The 19,196-nt window shown below is 67.5% G+C and carries 8 protein-coding genes; 5 read left to right on the top strand and 3 right to left on the bottom strand.

Going from position 1 to position 19,196, the window contains the following annotated elements:
* Positions 1-62 precede the first annotated feature (62 nt).
* The 3 genes from BLU81_RS45780 to BLU81_RS45770 form a co-directional block, all read right to left on the bottom strand.
* Positions 63-7,445 carry a putative Ig domain-containing protein gene (locus BLU81_RS45780; protein WP_092555819.1) on the bottom strand — a complete coding sequence of 2,461 codons (7,383 nt, stop codon included), beginning with the start codon at positions 7,443-7,445 and terminating at the stop codon, positions 63-65.
* Complete coding sequence (locus tag BLU81_RS45775; RefSeq protein WP_172890760.1) at positions 7,346-9,049, bottom strand: putative Ig domain-containing protein; 1,704 nt, start codon at positions 9,047-9,049, stop codon at positions 7,346-7,348. Before BLU81_RS45775 ends, BLU81_RS45780 begins: the two co-directional genes overlap by 100 nt.
* An 846-nt stretch (positions 9,050-9,895) precedes the next feature.
* A complete protein-coding gene (locus BLU81_RS45770; protein ID WP_092555815.1) occupies positions 9,896-10,993 on the bottom strand; it encodes an integrase core domain-containing protein in 1,098 nt (365 codons plus the stop codon).
* Positions 10,994-12,169: 1,176 nt separating this feature from the next.
* Between BLU81_RS45770 and BLU81_RS45760 the strand changes: the two genes are divergently transcribed.
* From BLU81_RS45760 to truD, 5 genes are read left to right on the top strand one after another with little or no spacing between them, the layout of a single operon-like run.
* Positions 12,170-13,366 carry an acyl-CoA dehydrogenase family protein gene (locus BLU81_RS45760; RefSeq protein WP_197686064.1) on the top strand — a complete coding sequence of 399 codons (1,197 nt, stop codon included), beginning with the start codon at positions 12,170-12,172 and terminating at the stop codon, positions 13,364-13,366.
* Complete coding sequence (locus BLU81_RS45755) at positions 13,363-15,873, top strand: aminotransferase class III-fold pyridoxal phosphate-dependent enzyme (protein WP_092555809.1); 2,511 nt, start codon at positions 13,363-13,365, stop codon at positions 15,871-15,873. Before BLU81_RS45760 ends, BLU81_RS45755 begins: the two co-directional genes overlap by 4 nt.
* Complete coding sequence (locus tag BLU81_RS45750; protein WP_197686063.1) at positions 15,866-16,477, top strand: AAA family ATPase; 612 nt, start codon at positions 15,866-15,868, stop codon at positions 16,475-16,477. The genes BLU81_RS45755 and BLU81_RS45750 overlap by 8 nt, the downstream gene beginning before the upstream one ends.
* Positions 16,474-18,036, top strand: coding sequence for a GMC family oxidoreductase (locus BLU81_RS45745; RefSeq protein ID WP_092555807.1), 1,563 nt, complete (start codon positions 16,474-16,476; stop codon positions 18,034-18,036). The genes BLU81_RS45750 and BLU81_RS45745 overlap by 4 nt, the downstream gene beginning before the upstream one ends.
* Entirely contained in the window at positions 18,033-19,082 is a 1,050-nt protein-coding gene (truD, locus tag BLU81_RS45740) for a tRNA pseudouridine(13) synthase TruD (RefSeq protein ID WP_197686062.1), read from the top strand. Before BLU81_RS45745 ends, truD begins: the two co-directional genes overlap by 4 nt.
* The last annotated feature ends 114 nt before the right edge of the window (positions 19,083-19,196 follow it).

Here is a 19,196-nt window from a genome sequence, read left to right as displayed (position 1 = left end):
GACCGTCCGAAACTACCTATTCACCCGTGTCATCCCGAATCGGCTTCAATTCCTTGCTGAGATCAGTTCACTACACCCTCAGCCAATTTTTCATCGATTCTCGCTTGCTCGCGGAGAGTGGCAGCGTCACGACTTATGAAGCTTCCGAAAGTTGGTGGCATCTCTTCCCATGTCACGCTTTCAACGTCGTCATGCTTATATCGTGCGTTCTCGAGTGCATGCTTTTTGCGTCCCGGCGCTGCTTCATCGCCAGCGGCGTTAACACGTTCGCGCATACTCTTTCGTGCAGATCCAATATAGACGGTTCCGTCCTTCATTTTAATTGTGTAAACGCCCGGCCTGTTTGGGACCCCCCACTTTGAACCAAGGCAGTTGCCGTTGTGTACGAGTACTGACGAGTTCCCTGCCAGCACATAGTACGTGTGCAGGCGGTCGACGGTCAGGTTATACATGGTCATACTGCCAGTGAACTTTTCTATCGAACTCACGCTGACAGTGCCGCCGTCGGCACTACTGAGACTAATGCCGGCGCTAAGGTCTTGCGCGTCGATCCACTCCTGGCGCTCAGGAACCCAGAAAGGATGGTGTGCTGTGGTATGGACAACTGAGCCATCAGCCAGGGTTAGGTCGGTCAGCTCGGTGTCGGTGTTAATATGAACCTCGGTAACTATTTGGCCAGCGATGGCGTTTCCGACAGGGTCACCAGCCATCACCTGCTGCCCTGTTCTGATGTCGCGGATCGCAGCCGTGCTGCCATCGGCCATGAGAACTCGAGTATCGGCCCGGAAGCTGTCAGTACATTCATTGTCTGGGCGGTTGCCGGCCTCGAGAAGGTCGAGGATTGTTTCGACTACCTCTGCGATGGTCTCCTTATTGTCGCTCAGTTTTTCAAGGAAACTTCGATCGGAGCATTCGGCTGGCACGTCCTCTACCGTGCCGCACTCTTGCTGCATGATTTCGATTCGCTTCTCAGGAAGGAGGTTTCCGTCGTGATCATAAAACCCCTGCTTGTCTACGTAGTAATAGACAATTGCCCTTTCCCACTCTTCGGCAGTATTACATTCTTGCGCACCGTCGAAGTAGCAGAGAAATGAAGTTGGTGAGTCGTATCGCTGCGCGGCCAACTGTTTAGCCAGGAACGTAATTCCCTGACAGCCTTCGACGCAGCGGCCCGCGAATAGGTCCATCACTCCCGTGTCGGGGTCCCACACCAGCGGAGATCCGGCTCCAGGAAGGTAGTAGGCGAAGCCTTCATCGCCTTTCGGCACGAATCTAGTGCCTTCTTCGATGTAGAGGGTCAGGTCCACGTCGAAGCCGGGAGTCTCGAGGCCTGGCTCATGGATGCGTTCGACACCGGTAAGGCCGTTGGCGGTGCTCAGGGCATAGACGTCATTGCGGGTTACCGTGATTCCCCTCATGACTCCTGGCCAGGCGTTGCCAAGCAGGCTGGTGTTGCCGTACTTGTCGGTCCGGGTGACTCGAAGGGCCGGAACAACGCCGGTTGTGGGTGCCTGTGCCGGGTTAACCGCGCTCGATAGGTAGTAGATGAAGCCGCCATTGACGGTCGCGTGTGTCCCGATGGCGGGGTAAGGCAGACCGTCCTTGCTGTCCAGCGGGGAGCCGAGATCCTGGCCTACTAGCCGCCCTCCGGAATCTTTGACCGTGATCCTGGTGAGTTTCTCGCCGTTAAGGAGCCAGACAATCGATCCGTCGGTTGCCATGAGCGAACCGGCAGGAATATTACGTTGAACGACTCTGGTGACACCGCTCTTGAGACCGTACTGGTAAAGGGTGGTCGAGTCGAGGGTGTAGAGGTACTCGTCGGCGATCGAGGATCGTTCGTTTGCGATTACCCGCAAGGTGCGTGTGTTGCCAGTTTTCGGGTTGACAGCACGTAGACCACACACAGAGTCGAAGACGTAGACCAGCGGTCCATCGGTTCCGACGATAGAGGCGTTGGAGAAGGTGGCTTCCTCTTTCCCTCCGTCGGTGCAGCCAGTCCTGCCGCCTTCAGTCAAGGAGATTGTATCGCCCGAATTAATTGCGGTCATGGAGACCGTCGGACCCGACGCGGTATAGACAAATTGACCGCGGCCTAGGGAGACAGCAATTCCTGACCGGTCACCGGTGAGGCTATGCGTGACTGAGCTTTGGGCGGTCCCGGCGCCCAGTTCAGGGCCTTCGGAGTCGCCGATTGGCGGCGCGAACCACCGTTCCGCACTCGAGATTACATACATGCCGCGATCACCAGCGGTGTAGATGTTGGGCCCGTCGGCAGCGATGCCCATGGTGAGGTATAGCAGGTCGTCGTCAAAACGGCCGTCGCCGGCGACAATCTGGAGACTGCCGTCGAGCTTGCTGATGCGGCTGAGCATTTGCCGCCCGTCTACAAAGTAGACGAAGTTGCCGATGGAAAGCGCCGCGAAGACCGCATTTGCGGGCATCGCGAACTCCCTGTCTGCGGCCCTAATGCCGTCAAGCGAAAGGCCGTAGAACTTGCCGCTGCTGTTGAATCCCCACAGGAAGTTGTTGTCGGCAGCCAGGGGGCCACTGAGGGTAATGTCTTCGAGTATGCGGGTGGGTTTGGCTCCGCTGTCTAGGTTGTACTGCCAGACCCTGCCGGAGGCGTCAGTGCTGTACAGGTTGTTGTTGACAATGACGCTGTTCCTGCTGACCGGGTCTGCGACCTTGCGGGTGGCGCCGTCTTCTGGGTTGACCGACCGTAGACCGCAGGCGGGGTCGGTGACGTAGATTTGACCCTTGCGTTTGCCGATGACGTGTGCCTGATTGAAGCGGACCTGGCCGTGATTTTCCGCGTCGACGCAGCCATAACTGTCGCCACCTGCGACAAGCTCGGGGTCGGTATCCGCGCCATCTTTGAGGTTGTACTTCACGAGTTTGTAGCCCATGCCGACGTATGCGTAGCCGTCGATAATTGTCACGCCCGCGGCGTAGTTGTCCGGGCCGTACTGAGTGACCTTGCCAGATTCCAGGACCGGGCCGGCTGCGGGTGAGGCGGGGACAGGAACAGTATTCGTTACCCTGGATATGCCTCGATCGCCTGCGAGGTAGGTGAAGGTGCCGTCGTTGGTGATACCGGAGGTGTTGAACAGCAGCTTGCCGGTACGAGCACCGTCGCCGGCCACCATCCGTAGACTGCCGTCGATCTTGCTGATACGGCTGAGCAGGTTGCGGCTGTCGGTGTAGTAGATGTGATCGCCGGCAGGGCGGGTAGCGGTCACACTGCCGTTGGGCAGCGGGAACGTCTTGGTCTCGGCGCCGTTGAAGGCGAGGCGGTAGAGCTTGACGTCGCTGTTGTTGAAGACCCACAGGGCGTCGTTGTCGGCGGCGATGGCGCCGCTGAGGGAGAGGCTCTCGAACAGGCGGGTGGTCTGGCCGGATTGCAGGTCGTAGCGCCAGATCTGCTTGTAGGTGTCGAGGGTGTACAGGTAACGGCCGGCGATGGTCGACTCGGTCGTGAACCGGGCCGAGATGGTGCGGGAGGCACCGGTGCTGGGGGTGACCGCCTTCAGACCGCAGGATGTGTCGGCGATGTAGATCAGTGATCCGTCGGTGCCGATGACCCGGGCTCCGGTGTGGAAGCGGGCCTGACCACCATTACCGGCATCGGCGCAGCTGTAGACATCACCGCCGGCGACCGGCAGGGCAGTCGCTGCGGCTCCCGCGGCAAGGTCGTACTTGACGACCTTGCTACCGACGACGGTGTAGGCAAAGCCGTTCAACACGGCCACACCAGCACTGCTCACCGCCGGACCGACAGGACGGACATCACCGAATTCCACGGGAGCGCTCGCGGCAGGCTCCTCGAACCTGCGGGGGATGGTGGTGAGTTTGGCGAGTCCTTGGTTGCCGGCGGTGTAGAGGTTGGTGCCGTCGGTGGCGATGCCGGTGGTGCCGTAGAGCAGGTCGTCGCCGTGGGCGCCGTCGCCGGCGACGACCTGCAGGCCGCCGTCGATCTTGCTGATACGGCTGAGCAGGTTGCGGCTGTCGGTGTAGTAGATGTGATCGCCGGCAGGGCGGGTAGCGGTCACACTGCCGTTGGGCAGCGGGAACGTCTTGGTCTCGGCGCCGTTGAAGGCGAGGCGGTAGAGCTTGACGTCGCTGTTGTTGAAGACCCACAGGGCGTCGTTGTCGGCGGCGATGGCGCCGCTGAGGGAGAGGCTCTCGAACAGGCGGGTGGTCTGGCCGGATTGCAGGTCGTAGCGCCAGATCTGCTTGTAGGTGTCGAGGGTGTACAGGTAACGGCCGGCGATGGTCGACTCGGTCGTGAACCGGGCCGAGATGGTGCGGGAGGCACCGGTGCTGGGGGTGACCGCCTTCAGACCGCAGGATGTGTCGGCGATGTAGATCAGTGATCCGTCGGTGCCGATGACCCGGGCTCCGGTGTGGAAGCGGGCCTGACCACCATTACCGGCATCGGCGCAGCTGTAGACATCACCGCCGGCGACCGGCAGGGCAGTCGCTGCGGCTCCCGCGGCAAGGTCGTACTTGACGACCTTGCTACCGACGACGGTGTAGGCAAAGCCGTTCAACACGGCCACACCAGCACTGCTCACCGCCGGATCGAACCCGGTGACCTTCCCCGAATCCATGACCGGACCAGAGGCCGGTGGGGCAAAAACGCGCGGCGTTGTGGTGAGTTTGGCGAGTCCTTGGTTGCCGGCGGTGTAGAGGTTGGTGCCGTCGGTGGCGATGCCGGTGGTGCCGTAGAGCAGGTCGTCGCCGTGGGCGCCGTCGCCGGCGACGACCTGCAGACCGCCGTCGATCTTGCTGATACGGCTGAGCAGGTTGCGGCTGTCGGTGTAGTAGATGTGATCGCCGGCAGGGCGGGTAGCGGTCACACTGCCGTTGGGCAGCGGGAACGTCTTGGTCTCGGCGCCGTTGAAGGCGAGGCGGTAGAGCTTGACGTCGCTGTTGTTGAAGACCCACAGGGCGTCGTTGTCGGCGGCGATGGCGCCGCTGAGGGAGAGGCTCTCGAACAGGCGGGTGGTCTGGCCGGATTGCAGGTCGTAGCGCCAGATCTGCTTGTAGGTGTCGAGGGTGTACAGGTAACGGCCGGCGATGGTCGACTCGGTCGTGAACCGGGCCGAGATGGTGCGGGAGGCACCGGTGCTGGGGGTGACCGCCTTCAGACCGCAGGATGTGTCGGCGATGTAGATCAGTGATCCGTCGGTGCCGATGACCCGGGCTCCGGTGTGGAAGCGGGCCTGACCACCATTACCGGCATCGGCGCAGCTGTAGACATCACCGCCGGCGACCGGCAGGGCAGTCGCTGCGGCTCCCGCGGCAAGGTCGTACTTGACGACCTTGCTACCGACGACGGTGTAGGCAAAGCCGTTCAACACGGCCACACCAGCACTGCTCACCGCCGGATCGAACCCGGTGACCTTCCCCGAATCCATGACCGGCCCGGTTGCAGGACCGGCATAGATCACCCAGGGGAAGGACGTACGGCCGGTGCGGCCGCTGACGCTGGTGGCGGTGACGGTGGCGGTGTACGTGCCGGGTGTGCGGACGGTGCCGGTGATGACGCCAGTGGTTCGGCCGATCGACAGGCCTGGGGGCAGGCCGTCGGCGGTCCAGGTGAGCGGTCCGGCGGACTCCGTCACGGTGACCTGCAGGGCGGCGATCTGCTGGCCCTGGTCGGCGGCCGGGGCCGGGGCGGGGGTGGTCAGGGTCAGTGGGGGCTGGATGCCGGTGATGACGCCGCGGAGTTCGATCTCGTCGAGCAGGCTCCAGCCGCTGCTGCCGTTGACGGTGACGCGGACGTAGCGGGCGGTTTCGGCCAGGCCGATGGCGCGGTAGGTCTTGATCTGGTCGGCGTCGGTGGCGTAGGGGCGGGTGATCAGGGCGAGGTCGGTGAAATTCTGGCCGTCGTTGGAGAAGGCGTAGGCGACGGTCAGGGGGAGGGCGACGTCCTGGCTCTGCTTCTGCAGCCAGCTGCTGTTGATCTCGGTGAGGGACCGGCTGGCGCCGAGGTCGACGGTGATCGTGTACTGGTTGTTCGGGCGGCGGCCTTGCCACGCCGGTCCGGCGTCCAGGGTGCCGTGGATGCCGTCGGTCAGTTCACGGCCGGCGTCCGGGTGCATCGGGTCGGCGGGTCCGCTGACGGTGTAGGTGCAGCCGCGGGGCTCGCTGGTGAAGCAGGTGGTGTAGTTCTCACCGGCGGCTGGCGTGGTGAGGGTGGTGACCGTGGTGGCGGGGCTGGTGGCGGTTTCCAGGCCTTCGCTGCTGAGCGCGGCGATCCGGTACTGGTAGGTGGTCGCGCCGTCGAGCTGGGAGTCGCGCAGGGTGGTGACCGCGCCGGTGTCGGTCAGGCGGGTGCCGTCGCGGTAGATGCGGTAGCCGGTGGCGCCGTCGACCGCGGCCCAGCTTAGCTGGACGGTCTGCACGCCGTCGGGGGCGGCGGTCAGCGCGATCGGGGCGGTCAGCTCGACGATCCAGGTGAACGACGTCTGGTCGGTACGCCCGGCGGTATCGGTGACGATGACGGTGACGGCGGATCCGGCGGAAGCGTCGGTCGGTGTTCCGGTCACGATGCCGGTGCCCGGGCCGAGGCTCAGACCGTCGGGCAGGCCGGTGGCGGTCCAGGCGTAGGGAGCGGTGCCGCCGCCCGCAGACAGGGTGAGAGTCACCTCGGTGCCGGCGACAGAAGTCTGGGTACTGGGGGTGATTGCCGCGACGGCGGTCGCCACGGTCCAGACGATCGCGATTTTGCTGGTGCCGCCGTTGGCGTCGGTGACCGTCACGGTGGCGGTCCAGGACCCGATGGTGGTGGGCGTGCCGGAGACCACGCCGGTGGCGGGGTCGAGGTTCAGCCCGGTGGGCAGGCCGGTCGCGGCCCACCGCAGGTCACCGGAACCACCGACAGCGGCGAGCGGCAGGGTGGTGTCGATGCCGACGGTGCCGGCCTGTGCGCCGGGGTCGGTGGCGGTCACAGCTCCGGCGATGTTCCAGGTGAACGTCGTGGCGGCGGTGCGGCTGGCGGCGTCGACGACGGTGGCGGTGACGGTCGCTGTGGTTGCGGCGGCCGGGGTGCCGGAGATGACACCGGACGCCGTGACGGTCAGGCCGGTGGGCAGGCCGGTGACGGTCCACGTGTACGGGGCGGTGCCGCCGTCGGCGGTCAACGACAGACCGGGGATAGCGGTGCCGGCGGTGCTGGTACGCGTACCCGGGTTCACGACGGAAACGGGGGTGCCGACGGTGAGGGCAAAGGTCACCGTGTTGGTGATCTTCAGGGCGTCGGTGACGGTGACCGTCACCGACGCAGTGCCCGCGCTGGTGGCGGTACCGGAGATGAGACCGGTGCCGGATTTGATGGTCAGGCCGGCGGGTAGGCCGGTGGCCGTCCACGTGTAGGGGGCTTTGCCGCCGGTGGCGGTGATCTGCTGGGACATCGCGGTGCCGGTGGTGGCGTGCACCGTGCCGGGGTTGGGCAGGTCGGGGGCGGCGGCGATGGTCCAGGGGAAGCTGGTGGAGCCCGCCGTGCCGGTGGTGTCGGTCGCGGTGGCCTTGGCCGTGTAGGTGCCATCGGCGGTGGGGTGCCGGAGATGGTGCCGGTGGCCGCGTCGATGGTCAGGCCCGAGGGGAGGCCGGTGGCGGTCCAGGTGTAGGTGCCGGTGCCGCCGGCGGCCTTGATCGTCAGTGGGGTGATCGGGGTGCCGGTGGCGTTGCCGCGGCTGTTGGGGTAGGTGACGATGACGCCGGTCGCGAAGGAGAACGAGACAGTGCCGGTGATCCCGTCGGTGTCGGTGACGGTGACCTTCACGGTCTGGGTGCCCGCGGCGGTCGGGGTTCCGGAGATCACGCCGCTGGCCGCGTCGATCGACAGGCCGGCCGGCAGTCCGGTCGCGGTCCACCGGTACGGGGCCGTGCCCCCGGTGGCGGTCAGGGTCTTCGTGTAGGCGACGCCGGTCGGGCCGACCTGCCCGCCCGGGCTGGGCACGGTGATCGGGCCGCTGATGGTCCAGGTGAACGAGACGGTGTGGGTGCGCTGTCCGGCGTCGGTGGCGGTGACGGTCACCGTCGAGGTCGCGGCGGCGGCGGGGGTGCCGGCGACGACGCCGGTGGCGGGGTCGAGGGTCAGGCCGGCGGGCAGGCCGGTCGCCGACCAGGTGTGCGGGGCGACGCCGCCGGTGGCGGCCAGCGACACCGAGATCGGGGTTCCGGTCACGTCGTTGCGGGTGCCCGGGTCGGTCACCACGACCGGGGCGGCGACCGTGACCGCGATGGTGATCGTGGTGGGGATCTTCGCGGCGTCGGTGACGGTGACCTGCGCCTGCTCGGTTACGGCCGTGGCCGCGATGCCGGAGATGACACCGGTGGCGGACTTGATGGTCAGACCAGCCGGCAGGCCGGTCGCGGACCACGTGTACGGGGTGGCGCCGCCGGAGGCGGTCAGCTGCTTGGACACGGCGAAACCGGTGGTGGCGTGCACGGTCCCGGGATCGGCCACCGTGGCGCCGGGCCCGACAGTCCACGGGAAGCTGGTGGAGCCGGCCTTGCCGGCGGTGTCGGTCGCGGTCGCCTTGACCGTGGACGTGCCGTCAACCGTGGGAGTGCCGGAGACGGTGCCGGTCGCCGCGTCGATGGCCAGACCGGCGGGCAGACCGGTGGCGGTCCATGTGTAGGTGCCGGTGCCACCGGCGGCCTTGATGGACAGCGGGGTGATCGGGGTGCCGGTCTTGCTGCCCCGACTGTTCGGGTAGGTGACGATCACACCGGTCACAAAGGAGAACGACACCGTCCCCGCCGTACCGGCGGTGTCGGTCGCGGTGACCTTCGTCGTGTAGCTACCGGCCGCGGTCGGGGTGCCGGAGATCAGACCAGTACCCGCATCGATGGCCAGACCTGGCGGCAACGACAACGCCGACCACGCATACGGGGCCGTGCCACCGGTCGCGGTCATCGACTTGGCATACGAGACGCCGGTCGGGCCGACCTGGCCGCCCGGGTTGCTCACCGTGACCACGTCGGCCGCCGACGCGGGTGTCACCGCGACGAAGGGGATCAGCAGAGAGAGCACCCACGCCAAGGTCAGCGTGGTGAACCGGCGGGACCGCCAGCTCGCTCGGCCACTCGCCGGACCGACGAATGTGCGAGGTTCTTGCCGCAGCATCTGCAACCCTTCGACAACAAACAGATGCCCGAACGGTACGGATTTGCGGCATAAGACGAGAAGATGCGATCAGCGAAAGGCAGCCCACCGACCCGGCCGCCAGCCGACCGGGAAAGACAGAACCAGGACAGCCGTTCAGACGACCACCACGGACCGGGACCGCCTCAAAACACCGCTACAGCCACAGGAATACCCTCACCGCCCTCGAAGAAGACGACCGCGAGCACCCGGTTAGAAACCTCTCCCCGATTTTGCCTAAGAATCACCTGTGAGTCTGCGCAACGGGATCTTGGCTCGCGCCTGATGGCGGCGTCGACAGTGTGACCGGTGCAGACGGTGAGCGATGTTGAACAAGCCTCTTCTCGTCGCCATGGAGGCCGAGATTGCCGCTGTCGCCAGCTAACGCCCATAACGGTCGCGCAGCAGTGACCGCGCGAATATCCGACGGAAACGACGTGACGGGACCGTACCGCTGCGGTTAGAGTCTCCCGCATCTTCATTGATCTCGATGCGGGAGCCATCCGTGCGCGCCATCTCATCCAGCCTGATCGCCGTGTTGCTGACCGGGCTTTGGGTCACCCCGGCCGCCGCTGCGGAGTCGACCGTACGTCTTGATGTAGGACTCACCGCCGGCGCCGACGCGGCTGGCGTCGTCGGACGCCTCACCGATTCCGTGACTGGATGGAACCGGGTCACCGGCCTCGACGCGATCACCCTGGACGTTGCGGGTGCCGAGAATGCCATCCGTGCTGGTCAGGCGGCATGCTCGTATTCGTGGAGCAGTCCGTCGAGTCGATCATGTCGGTGGACGCGCAGACGTGCGAGGGCTGCTGGTTCCGTGGTCGGTTCGGGTAGTGCTCGCAGGGGTCGGGCGTTCGCGATGCCTCGGTGTGGCCGGTGTTCGTTGTGGTGGCGTTCGTACTCGCGCAGGGCGTGCAGTAGATGCGCCTGGTTCCAGATCAGGGTCCGGTCGAGGAGTTCGTGGCGGCAGGATTGGATCCAGCGTTCCATGATCGAGTTCATGCGGGGCATGCGGACCCCGGTGAGCACGACCTCGATGCCGGCATCCGCGAGTAAGGCGTCGAACAGGGCCGGGTACTTGCCGTCGCGATCACGGATCAGATGGGTGACCTGGCAGCCGGTGTCTTCGAGGTCCATAACCAGGTTCCGGGCGGCCTGGGTGACCCAGGCGGAGCTGGGATGGGGTGTGGCGCCGAGGACCCGGACGCGACGGGTGGCGTGTTCGATCACCGCGAGGACGTACAGGCGGGTGCCGGTCAGTGTCACGGTCTCGAAGAAGTCTGCGGCGAGCAGGCCTCGGGCTTGGGAGCGCAGGAAGGTTGCCCAGGTGCTGTGCGTGCGTTCGGGTGCCGGGTCGATGCCGGCGTCGTGGAGTATCCCCCACACGGTGGACGCGGCGACCTTTACTCCGAGGACGAGGAGTTCGCCGTGGATGCGCCGGTAGCCCCAGCCACTGTTCTCTCGAGCCAGGCGCAGCACCAGGGCACGGATCGACCGGATCGTTCGTGGCCGTCCGGCCCGGCGGGGCCGGGACTCTCGGGCGTGCCGGCGGGCGATCAGGTCACGATGCCAGCGCAACACCGTGTCCGGGCGCACCAGCAGCCGCAGCCGGTGCAGCACCGGTCGGGATAGTGGATGCAATAGAGCGGCCAGCCAGGCCCGATCCGCCGAGGGGAACCGGACCCGGTCGCCGCCGAGTTGCCGTTCGAGGACCTTGATCTGGTGCCGCAACACCAGGATTTCGGCGTCCTTGTCGCGGTCACTCATCGGCAACAGCCGTAGCAGCGCGAGGGCGTTGGCCACGCCGAGGCAGGCCAGTCGAAACAGCACACCCCTACTGCCGCGCAGCGCTCGATGTCGACCACTGTCGCGACTCAGCCGGCCGGACCCGCGCCGGGAACCGGCTGCTCCAACACTTGGTGATCACGGCGATCACATGGCTGTGACCAGGGTGGATGAGGTTTTCGGCATGCACAACGTCACCGCCAGCGACGGCCGGCAATCCGCCGCGGCGCAACTGGGCCTCACCAGCCACACCGCCGAGACTGCCGGACCGGCCGAGATCGCCGCGTTCAACCGCGGCCAGTGGGCCATCAGAAACCCTGCACTTCATCCGCGACACCTGCTACCGCGAGGACCACTCCCGTATCCGCACCCGCTCCGGGCCACGCGTACTGGCCTCACTACGCAACCTCGCCATCAACGCCCTACGCCTGGCCGGCCGCACCGACATCACCGAAGCCACCCGCTGGGCTAACCGGAACATGACCAGGCCATTCACCATCCTCAGACTCGCCGGATGATGTTGAAACGGGCCGTGATAGCCCTGGACACGGTCCTGAGCGGCCATCCGGGAGCGGCATCACTCCGGTCGCATTCATTTGATACGGAACTTCCATTGGCCGCAGTGAATCGAATTGTGATATGGATCACACTCGAATACCGAGACTCACCGGGCCGTCCGCCCCGAACTGGGAAGATCGCTCCGAGGTTTGTGATAACCAGTTCGAAATGGCGTGCCGTCGACTAAAGACCAGTTGACACCACTTCGATGATCGCTACTCTACGTACTTGTAACCCGATCTGGCCGTGACATGCATGGGGGAGTACGGACAAATAGAGCGGCTCGATCTCATTGCCCATGGCGTCCGCGCCCAGTGGACCGAGGACCGCATTCTCCCGGCTATATATCGCGACGCGTCCACCAGAACAGTTCCAGGGGAAAATAGAGACAGGCGACAGAAAGCTCAAAAAACGCCGTCAATGACAATGACGGTTCCCTGGTGACGAAGTCACCTTCCCGATGCTGACCGAAGTCAAAATCGCCGGTGCGCTCGGATGGTCAATACGCGGCGAGAGCGCCGGCTATCTCGTACGGCGGTATCCAGGTGACCGCTGGGGAGACTTCACCGAATGGCAGCGACCAGCCGGTTCGGGCGTCGCGCTCGGACGCGTGTTCAGATGGAGGAACTTCGAGTGCTACCCGGCGAGTGTGTGATCGAACCGGTGACCGACGCCGGACGCGAGGCGGTCGAGGCCGCCCGTCGCCTAGCGCCGTTCCTGAGCGAGCAGGCCGCCGCCAACGATGCCGCGGGCCGCTTCGCGGCCGAGAGTATGGCCCGGCTGCGCGACGAGGGAGTCCTAGCGGTCAGCGCGCCGCCAGCCGCCGGCGGCCTCGGGCTCACCTCGCTGCATGATGTCTCGCTGCTGGTCAAGCAACTGGCCTCGGCGGACGGATCGGTCGGTGTGGCGGTGTCCATGCACCTGGCACTGGCGGTCTACTTCGCGCGGACCGTCGAGACCGCCGAGCCGGGCAGCCGGCCGGCGCAGGAGCAGTGGCTGGACCAGATCGGCCGCCGGCTGATGGTGCTGGGATCCGCTGTCGCCGAGCCCGGTGCCGAAGCGTGGCGGCCGACGACCACGGCCTGCCCGGCCGGGGACGGCTGGGTGATCTCCGGGACCAAGATCTTAGTATCCAACTCCCCGGCGGCAACCCACTTCTACACGCGGCTGCGCGCCGAGCGCGACGGCGGATACGAGATGGCGACCGCCATGATCCGGGCCGATGCCCCCGGGGTCACCGTGCTGGACGACTGGCGCGGGCTCGGCCTGCGCGGCTCCGGCAGCGGTGCGGTCCGGTTCGCCGACGTGGCCGTGCCAGCCGGGTTGGTCCGAGCCGGCGGCCGGTGGGGAACCCCGGATCCGACCGACTTCGAGGGTCGTGCGGCCGCATCCATCCCGATCGTGGCAGCATACCTGGGCATGGCCGAGGCCGCCCGGGACACGGCGTTGACCGAGTTCGCCAAGGGCCGTTCGTCGCCGTCGGCCCGTGGCCGGTCCGACGCGGTGGTGACGCAGTGGCAGATGGCCGAGCTGACCATCGCTCTCGCCGAAGCGACCGCGGTGTTCCGCGACGCGCTCGTCCGCATCGACGACATGTTCCGCTCCACCGCACCCCGCCGGGCCGATGTCACGGTCGGCCGGTCGCTGCTGCGTGACTGCCTGATCGCGTCGATCGTCGTCGAGCGGTCGGCGAACCGGGTCATCGACGCGGCGATGCAGATCTGCGGTGGCCGGAGCTACACCGCCGGCCATCCGCTGGAACGTGGCTATCGCGACGTCAAGGCGGCTGCGTTCATGCGCCCGTTCTCGCCACCCGAGCGGTTCGTCGAATTCCTGCTTCCCGACTCGGTCGAGGCATGAGCGCCGTCAGCACCGCCGTGCTCGTCAACCGGCGGCCTATTCTGCTCGAGCTGGCCGGGTGGATCCGTGAGTCCGGCGCGGCGGTCACGCTGCTGACCTCTCACCACTCGATCGGCGCGGACGGCGGGATGGCTGCGCTGCGAGCCGCCGGTGTGGCGGTGACGGTGCTAGACGACTATGACGCCCCCGCGGTCACCGGACTGATCCGTGACGCCTGCGTCCGCTCTCGGGCCGAGCGGCTCCTGTCGACCACCGAAGTCGACGTGATCCGCTGTGCCGAGGTCCGGGCCGACCTGGGCCTGCCGGGGCAGAGTGTGGCCAGCGCCGTCGCCTACCGGAACAAACTCGTCATGAAGTCGCACTGCGCCGAGGCCGGTCTCGGCACCGCCGCCATGGCGATGGCCACCGACGCGCCGGGACTGGCCCGGCTCACCGGCCGTGGCGGGCGCTTCGTGGTCAAGCCGGTCGCCGGCGTGGCCTCCAAGGACACCCACGTCGCCGAGTCCCCCGCGGATTTGCACCACCTGCTGTCCACGCTGGATGACGTGGACCGGTTTCTGGTCGAGGAGTTCGTGGTCGGCGACATGTTCCACGTCGACGGCCTGATGCTCGACGGCGCGATGGTCCAGGCGTGGCCGTCGCGCTACCTGTACCAGCAGTGGGAAACCATGTACCAGGCCCGGCCGAACCTCAGTGCGATGTTGCCACCGGCCGATCCCCTGACCACCCGGCTGCTGGCGACGACGGCCCGCGTGGTCGCCGCGCTGCCACCGGCCGAGGGCATGCACGCGTTCCACGCCGAGTACTTCGTCCGCCCGGACGGTCAACCGGTGCTCTGCGAGATCGCGTCGCGGGCCGGCGGTGCCGGCATCGCCGAGGCGTACGAACGCAGTTTCGGGGTCAGCCTCTACGGCGAACCGATCCGGCAGCAGCTCGGCCTGGCGCCGCATGCCGAGTGCTTCGCCGCCGCCCCGCGGCAGCGGCACGGCTGGGGATGGTTCCCACCGCACCGGGGCACGCTGGTCGCCCTGCCGGAGAGCTGCACCGTGCCGGGCACGGTGCGCTACAGCGGTGCCGGAGCGGTCGGCCGGTCTTTCGACGGACCGCACGCGGTGACCGATGCCGTGGTCGACATCTCGTTCGAGATCGATGGATCAACGCGGGTCATGGACCGGCTGCTTGCGTACGACGCCTGGTGGCGCACAGCCGCCGTGTGGGCGAACGAGGATCGGAAGGAACCCATGACGGCACTCTGGCATCCCTGGAACCCGGCGACGGCGCAGGAGGGCAAGACGGTCTACGACTACGGGACCGGTTACCACCTGACCGACGCGGCCGGGCACACCTACATCGACGCGATGTCCGGCGCGCTCAACGCCAACTGCGGCCACGGCGAGCCCCGGCTGGTCGCGGCGGCCACCGCCCAGCTGAGCCGGCTGTGCCACGTCGACCTCGGCGTGGCCGCACACGAACCGGCGCGACGGCTCGCCGTCGCGCTGGCCGATCTCCTCCCGGCCGGCCGCTCCTGGCACACCGTGTTCGTCAACAGCGGCTCCGAGGCGACCGAACTGGCCGTGAAGATGGCCCATGACTACTGGCGCAACATCGGGCAGCCACGGTCGGCCCTGGTGTCGTTCGCCGACGGCTATCACGGCAGCACCCTGCTCGCCAAGTCGCTGACCGGGCTGCCGGGCAACACCGCCGACCTGCCGATCGCCGTACCTGTCACCCGGATCGCCCTGCCAACCGACGCTCGCGAGCTGCGCGACGCCTCGGCGGACGAGTTGCTGCGGCTCTTCTCCGACGCCCTGCTGGCCGAGCCGGTCGCCGCCGTCATCGTCGAGGCGTTGCTCAACGTCGGCGGCGGTGTCATCCTGCCGCGCGGCTTCCTCACCGGGCTGCGCCGGCTCTGCGACGAGACCGGGACGCTGCTCATTCTCGACGAAGTCTTCTGTGGACTCGGCCGGACCGGCCGGATCTTCGGATTCGAGCACGAGGGCATCACTCCCGACATCGTCACCACCAGCAAGGGGCTGGGCGCCGGGTTCGTGCCGATCGCCGCGACCAGCGCGGACGACCGCATCTTCCGCAGCTACGACAGCGCCACGCCACCCGACGTGCTCCGCTACGGGCACACCACCGGCGGGCACGCGGTCGCCTGCGCCGTGGCCCTGGAGGTGCTCGCCATACTCAAGACCGATCGGCTTGCCGAAAACGCGGCGGCGCGCGGCGGCGAACTGCTGGTGTTGCTGGAGTCGCTGGCCGACCTGCCCGGCGTCCACGACGTGCGAGGCCTCGGCCTGGTCGTCACGGTGGAATTCACGTCCGAGACGCTCGCCGAGCGGGCCGAGAAGCTCGCCCGGGAGGCCGGCGTCATTCTCCGCCGGCAACGGCAGCACCTGATGGCCATCCCACCACTGATCATCGACGAATCGGGGGTCAAGACCTTGGCCGGCCTCGTCGCGGCGGCGGTTGACGCGGCGGTCTGCGAGGACCCGGATGGCTGAGCGCGCACGCCGGCCGGGCACCCGGGCGACGTCGCCCGGCCGGTTGACCGAGCGGCACGCCCGCATCGCCGTGGCCGGCGCCAGCGGTGCCGGCAAGACCACCCTGGCGGCCCGCCTGGCCCGGGCGCACGGCCTGGAACGGGTCGAGCTGGACAGCCTCTATTACGGGCCCGGCTGGACCCGGCGCGACGACCTGGCACAGGTCGCCGAGGCAGCGCTGAGCGGGCCTCGCTGGGTGACCGAGTGGCAGTACGACGAGGTCATCCCGTTGCTGACCGAGCGCGCCGACCTGGTCATCTGGCTGGACTACCCGTGTCATGTCACCGCGACCAGTGTGGTCCTGCGGAGCTGGTTGCGCCGGATCCACCACGAGGTGCTGTGGGCGGGCAATCGAGAGGGCGGTATGTTGTCGGTACTGTGGAACCCCCACCACGCGTTGCGCTACGCCGTGACCTCGGGCGGACGACGGTTGCGTGACAGCCTCGCGCCCGTCCTCACACCGGGCCGGGCGGGGCCGCAGATCTGGCGCTTCCGCACGCCGGCCCAGCTCAGTGACTGGGTACGCGATGCGCTCGAACCGGCCGGCGCGGAGGCACCGCGATGACGTTCACGCACATCGTCGTCGGCGCCGGTTCGGCCGGGTGCGTCCTCGCCGCCGGGTTGTCCCGGGATCCCCGCCACCGTGTTCTGCTGCTCGAAGCGGGGCCGGACTACTCGGTCCGGGCGCTGCCGGCCGACCTGCACGACGGCACGACGCCGGCGTTCGGCTCCCATGACTGGGGGCTGAACGCGTACGGGCCGGCCGGGCGGCGCATCCCGCTGCCCCGCGGACGGGTGGTCGGCGGTACCTCGCAGATCAACAGCTGCATCGCACTGCGGCCCGAACCAACCGACTTCGCCGCCCTGTCGGCCCCGGACGCGCCGTGGTGGCACTGGCAGCACCTGCTGGGCTCGTTTCGGGACCTCGAACGCGACACCGACTTCGCCGGGCCACACCACGGGCGGGATGGTGCGCTGGCCATCCGGCGACCGGCGGCGGCAACGCTGACCCACGCCTCGGCGGCGTTCGTGGCGGCCTGCCAGGCGCTCGGGTTCGCCGCGGTCGACGATCACAACGAGCCGGGCACCACCGGGGTCGGTCTGGCGCCGCTGAACCTCACGGTGGACGGCGGGCGGCTCTCGGCCCGGCTGGTCTTTCTCGATCCGGCCAGGGCGCGCGACAACCTGACGGTGCTCAGCGGGGCCACGGTGGACCGGGTGGTCTTCTCCGGGCGGCGCGCCGTCGGCGTCGAGTACACAGCGGACGGTTTGCCGGAAGCGCGAGTCGCCCTCGCACCGACCGTGGTGCTGGCGGCCGGCGCGTACGGGACCCCGGTGGTCCTGTTGCGTTCCGGCCTCGGCCCGCGTGCCGAGATCGAGGCGGCCGGCGTGGTCCCGATCGCCGACCTGCCCGGCGTCGGCGCCAACCTGGCCGACCACTCGCAGGTCCCGGTGCCGTTCCTGTTCCGCGATCTCGACGAGCGGGATGGTGTGCCGTGTGTACAGGCCCTGCTGCGATACACCTCGACGGCTCCGGGCAGCCGGCGCAACGATATGCAGCTCTGCCTGATCAACCATGTCGACCTGCCCAGCTACCGTCCCGATCTGGCCCGTGCCTGGGTGTCCGCGGTGGCGTCGTCGCTGACCGCCAACCTGATGCTCCCTGGCTCGCGGGGCACCGTGCACCTAGCGCCCGGTGGCCGAGACCCGTTCATCTCCTACAGCTTCACCGATCACCCCGAGGATCTGGCCAGGCACCGCGAGGGTGTCCGCTGGGTGTGCCGGATCCTCAGCCGGAAGCCGTTCACCGAGATGATCGAACAGATCCACCGGCCCACCGAGGACACGCTTTCCGACAACAGTGCCCTGGACGCCTGGATCCTGGCCAACGTCCAGCCCGGCCACCACCCCGTCGGCACCGCCCGCGCGGGTTCGGCGGACGACCCGCTCACCGTTCTGAGGCCCGATCTCTCCGTACGGCACGTGGACGGCCTGTACGTGGCCGACGCGTCCGCCCTGCCCGACCCGATCAGGGCCAACACCAACCTGACCGTCATGGCGGTCGCTCACACCGCGCTCCGGCTGTTGTCGGACACCACACGACAAGGAGGAGTACGGGTATGACCCCCGAACTTATGCAGGTCGGACCGAACGGCGCCGGCACGGCTCCGATCCTCAAGTACGCCCCGGCGGACTTCGTGGTCCAGGAGTCCCTCGTGGTCGACCTGATCGACGGGGATGCCGACCAGCACTATCTGCTGCTGCGCAAACGCGGTTACACCACGATGGAGGCGATCCGCCTGGTCGCCGAGCACTTCGGTCTCGCCTCGACCGACGTGACCTACGGCGGCCTGAAGGACGAGGACGGCATCACCCAGCAGGTGATCGCGGTGCCGGCCGGGGCGGTCACCGGTGAGGGCTGGCGCCTCGACACCGATCCGGACCGGTCGCTCGAGGTGCTGCCGTACGGCGCCGGCCGCGAGGAACTGCAGATCGGCGGCCTCGAGGGCAACGCGTTCCGCATCGTGCTGCGCAATCTCGACGAGGCTCGGGCCACCGCACTGGCCGACGCCCGCAAGATCACCCTGTTCTACCTCAACTACTACGACACCCAGCGATTCGGCGTGCCAGCCGGCCCCAAACGGACCCACCTCGTCGGATCGGCCATCCTGGCCGGCGACTGGGACCAGGCGTTGTCCGAGCTGATCGGGCTGAACGCGCCGGAGAGCGCGTCGGCCGCGGCCTGGACCGGTCGGCCGGCCGACTTCTTCGCCGGTCTGGACTGGCGGACGACGTCCTTCTACCTAGCCGCCGACGCGTCCTACCAGTGGAACGAGACGCTGCGGGAGGTGACCGGCAAGGCTGCTCTGGACGAGCTGTTCGACCTCACTGTCGACGGACTCGAGTACCGCTACGTGCGATCCACCGAGGCCGCCGTGGCCGTCCTCGGCACCGCCGCCGCACTGCCGTACTCCCGGCACACCATCCGCGACGGCGAGCTGGTGACGCGGATTTCGCACCGGTCGACCGTGGTGCAGACGACGATCGCCGTGGGCGCGTCGGAGCCGGACGACCGCCTGCCCGGCCGCTACCGCGTCCACTTGCGGTTCTTCCTGCCGTCCGGGTCGTACGCCACCGCCGCGATCCGCCAGCTCCTGGGCCGGCTGTGACACCTGTCGCCGCCGTGCCATCCGACAGGTTGGCCGTCGATCTCGGCCCGGAACATCCGGCGGGCGCGGGGTGTCCCAGCGCGACGCAGGCACTCAACACCACGACGGGAGCAT

The organism is Actinoplanes derwentensis (assembly GCF_900104725.1).
Taxonomy (GTDB): domain Bacteria; phylum Actinomycetota; class Actinomycetes; order Mycobacteriales; family Micromonosporaceae; genus Actinoplanes; species Actinoplanes derwentensis.
Note: the sequence above shows the minus strand (reverse complement) of the source record. Positions and strands in the feature narration are given on the sequence as shown.

Excerpts from the sequence above, each read along its gene's own strand:
- BLU81_RS45755 (WP_092555809.1), top strand. The coding sequence starts at position 13,363 with ATGAGCGCCGTCAGCACCGCCGTGCTCGTCAACCGGCGGCCTATTCTG.
- BLU81_RS45750 (WP_197686063.1), top strand. The coding sequence starts at position 15,866 with ATGGCTGAGCGCGCACGCCGGCCGGGCACCCGGGCGACGTCGCCCGGC.
- BLU81_RS45745 (WP_092555807.1), top strand. The coding sequence starts at position 16,474 with ATGACGTTCACGCACATCGTCGTCGGCGCCGGTTCGGCCGGGTGCGTC.
- truD (WP_197686062.1), top strand. The coding sequence starts at position 18,033 with ATGACCCCCGAACTTATGCAGGTCGGACCGAACGGCGCCGGCACGGCT.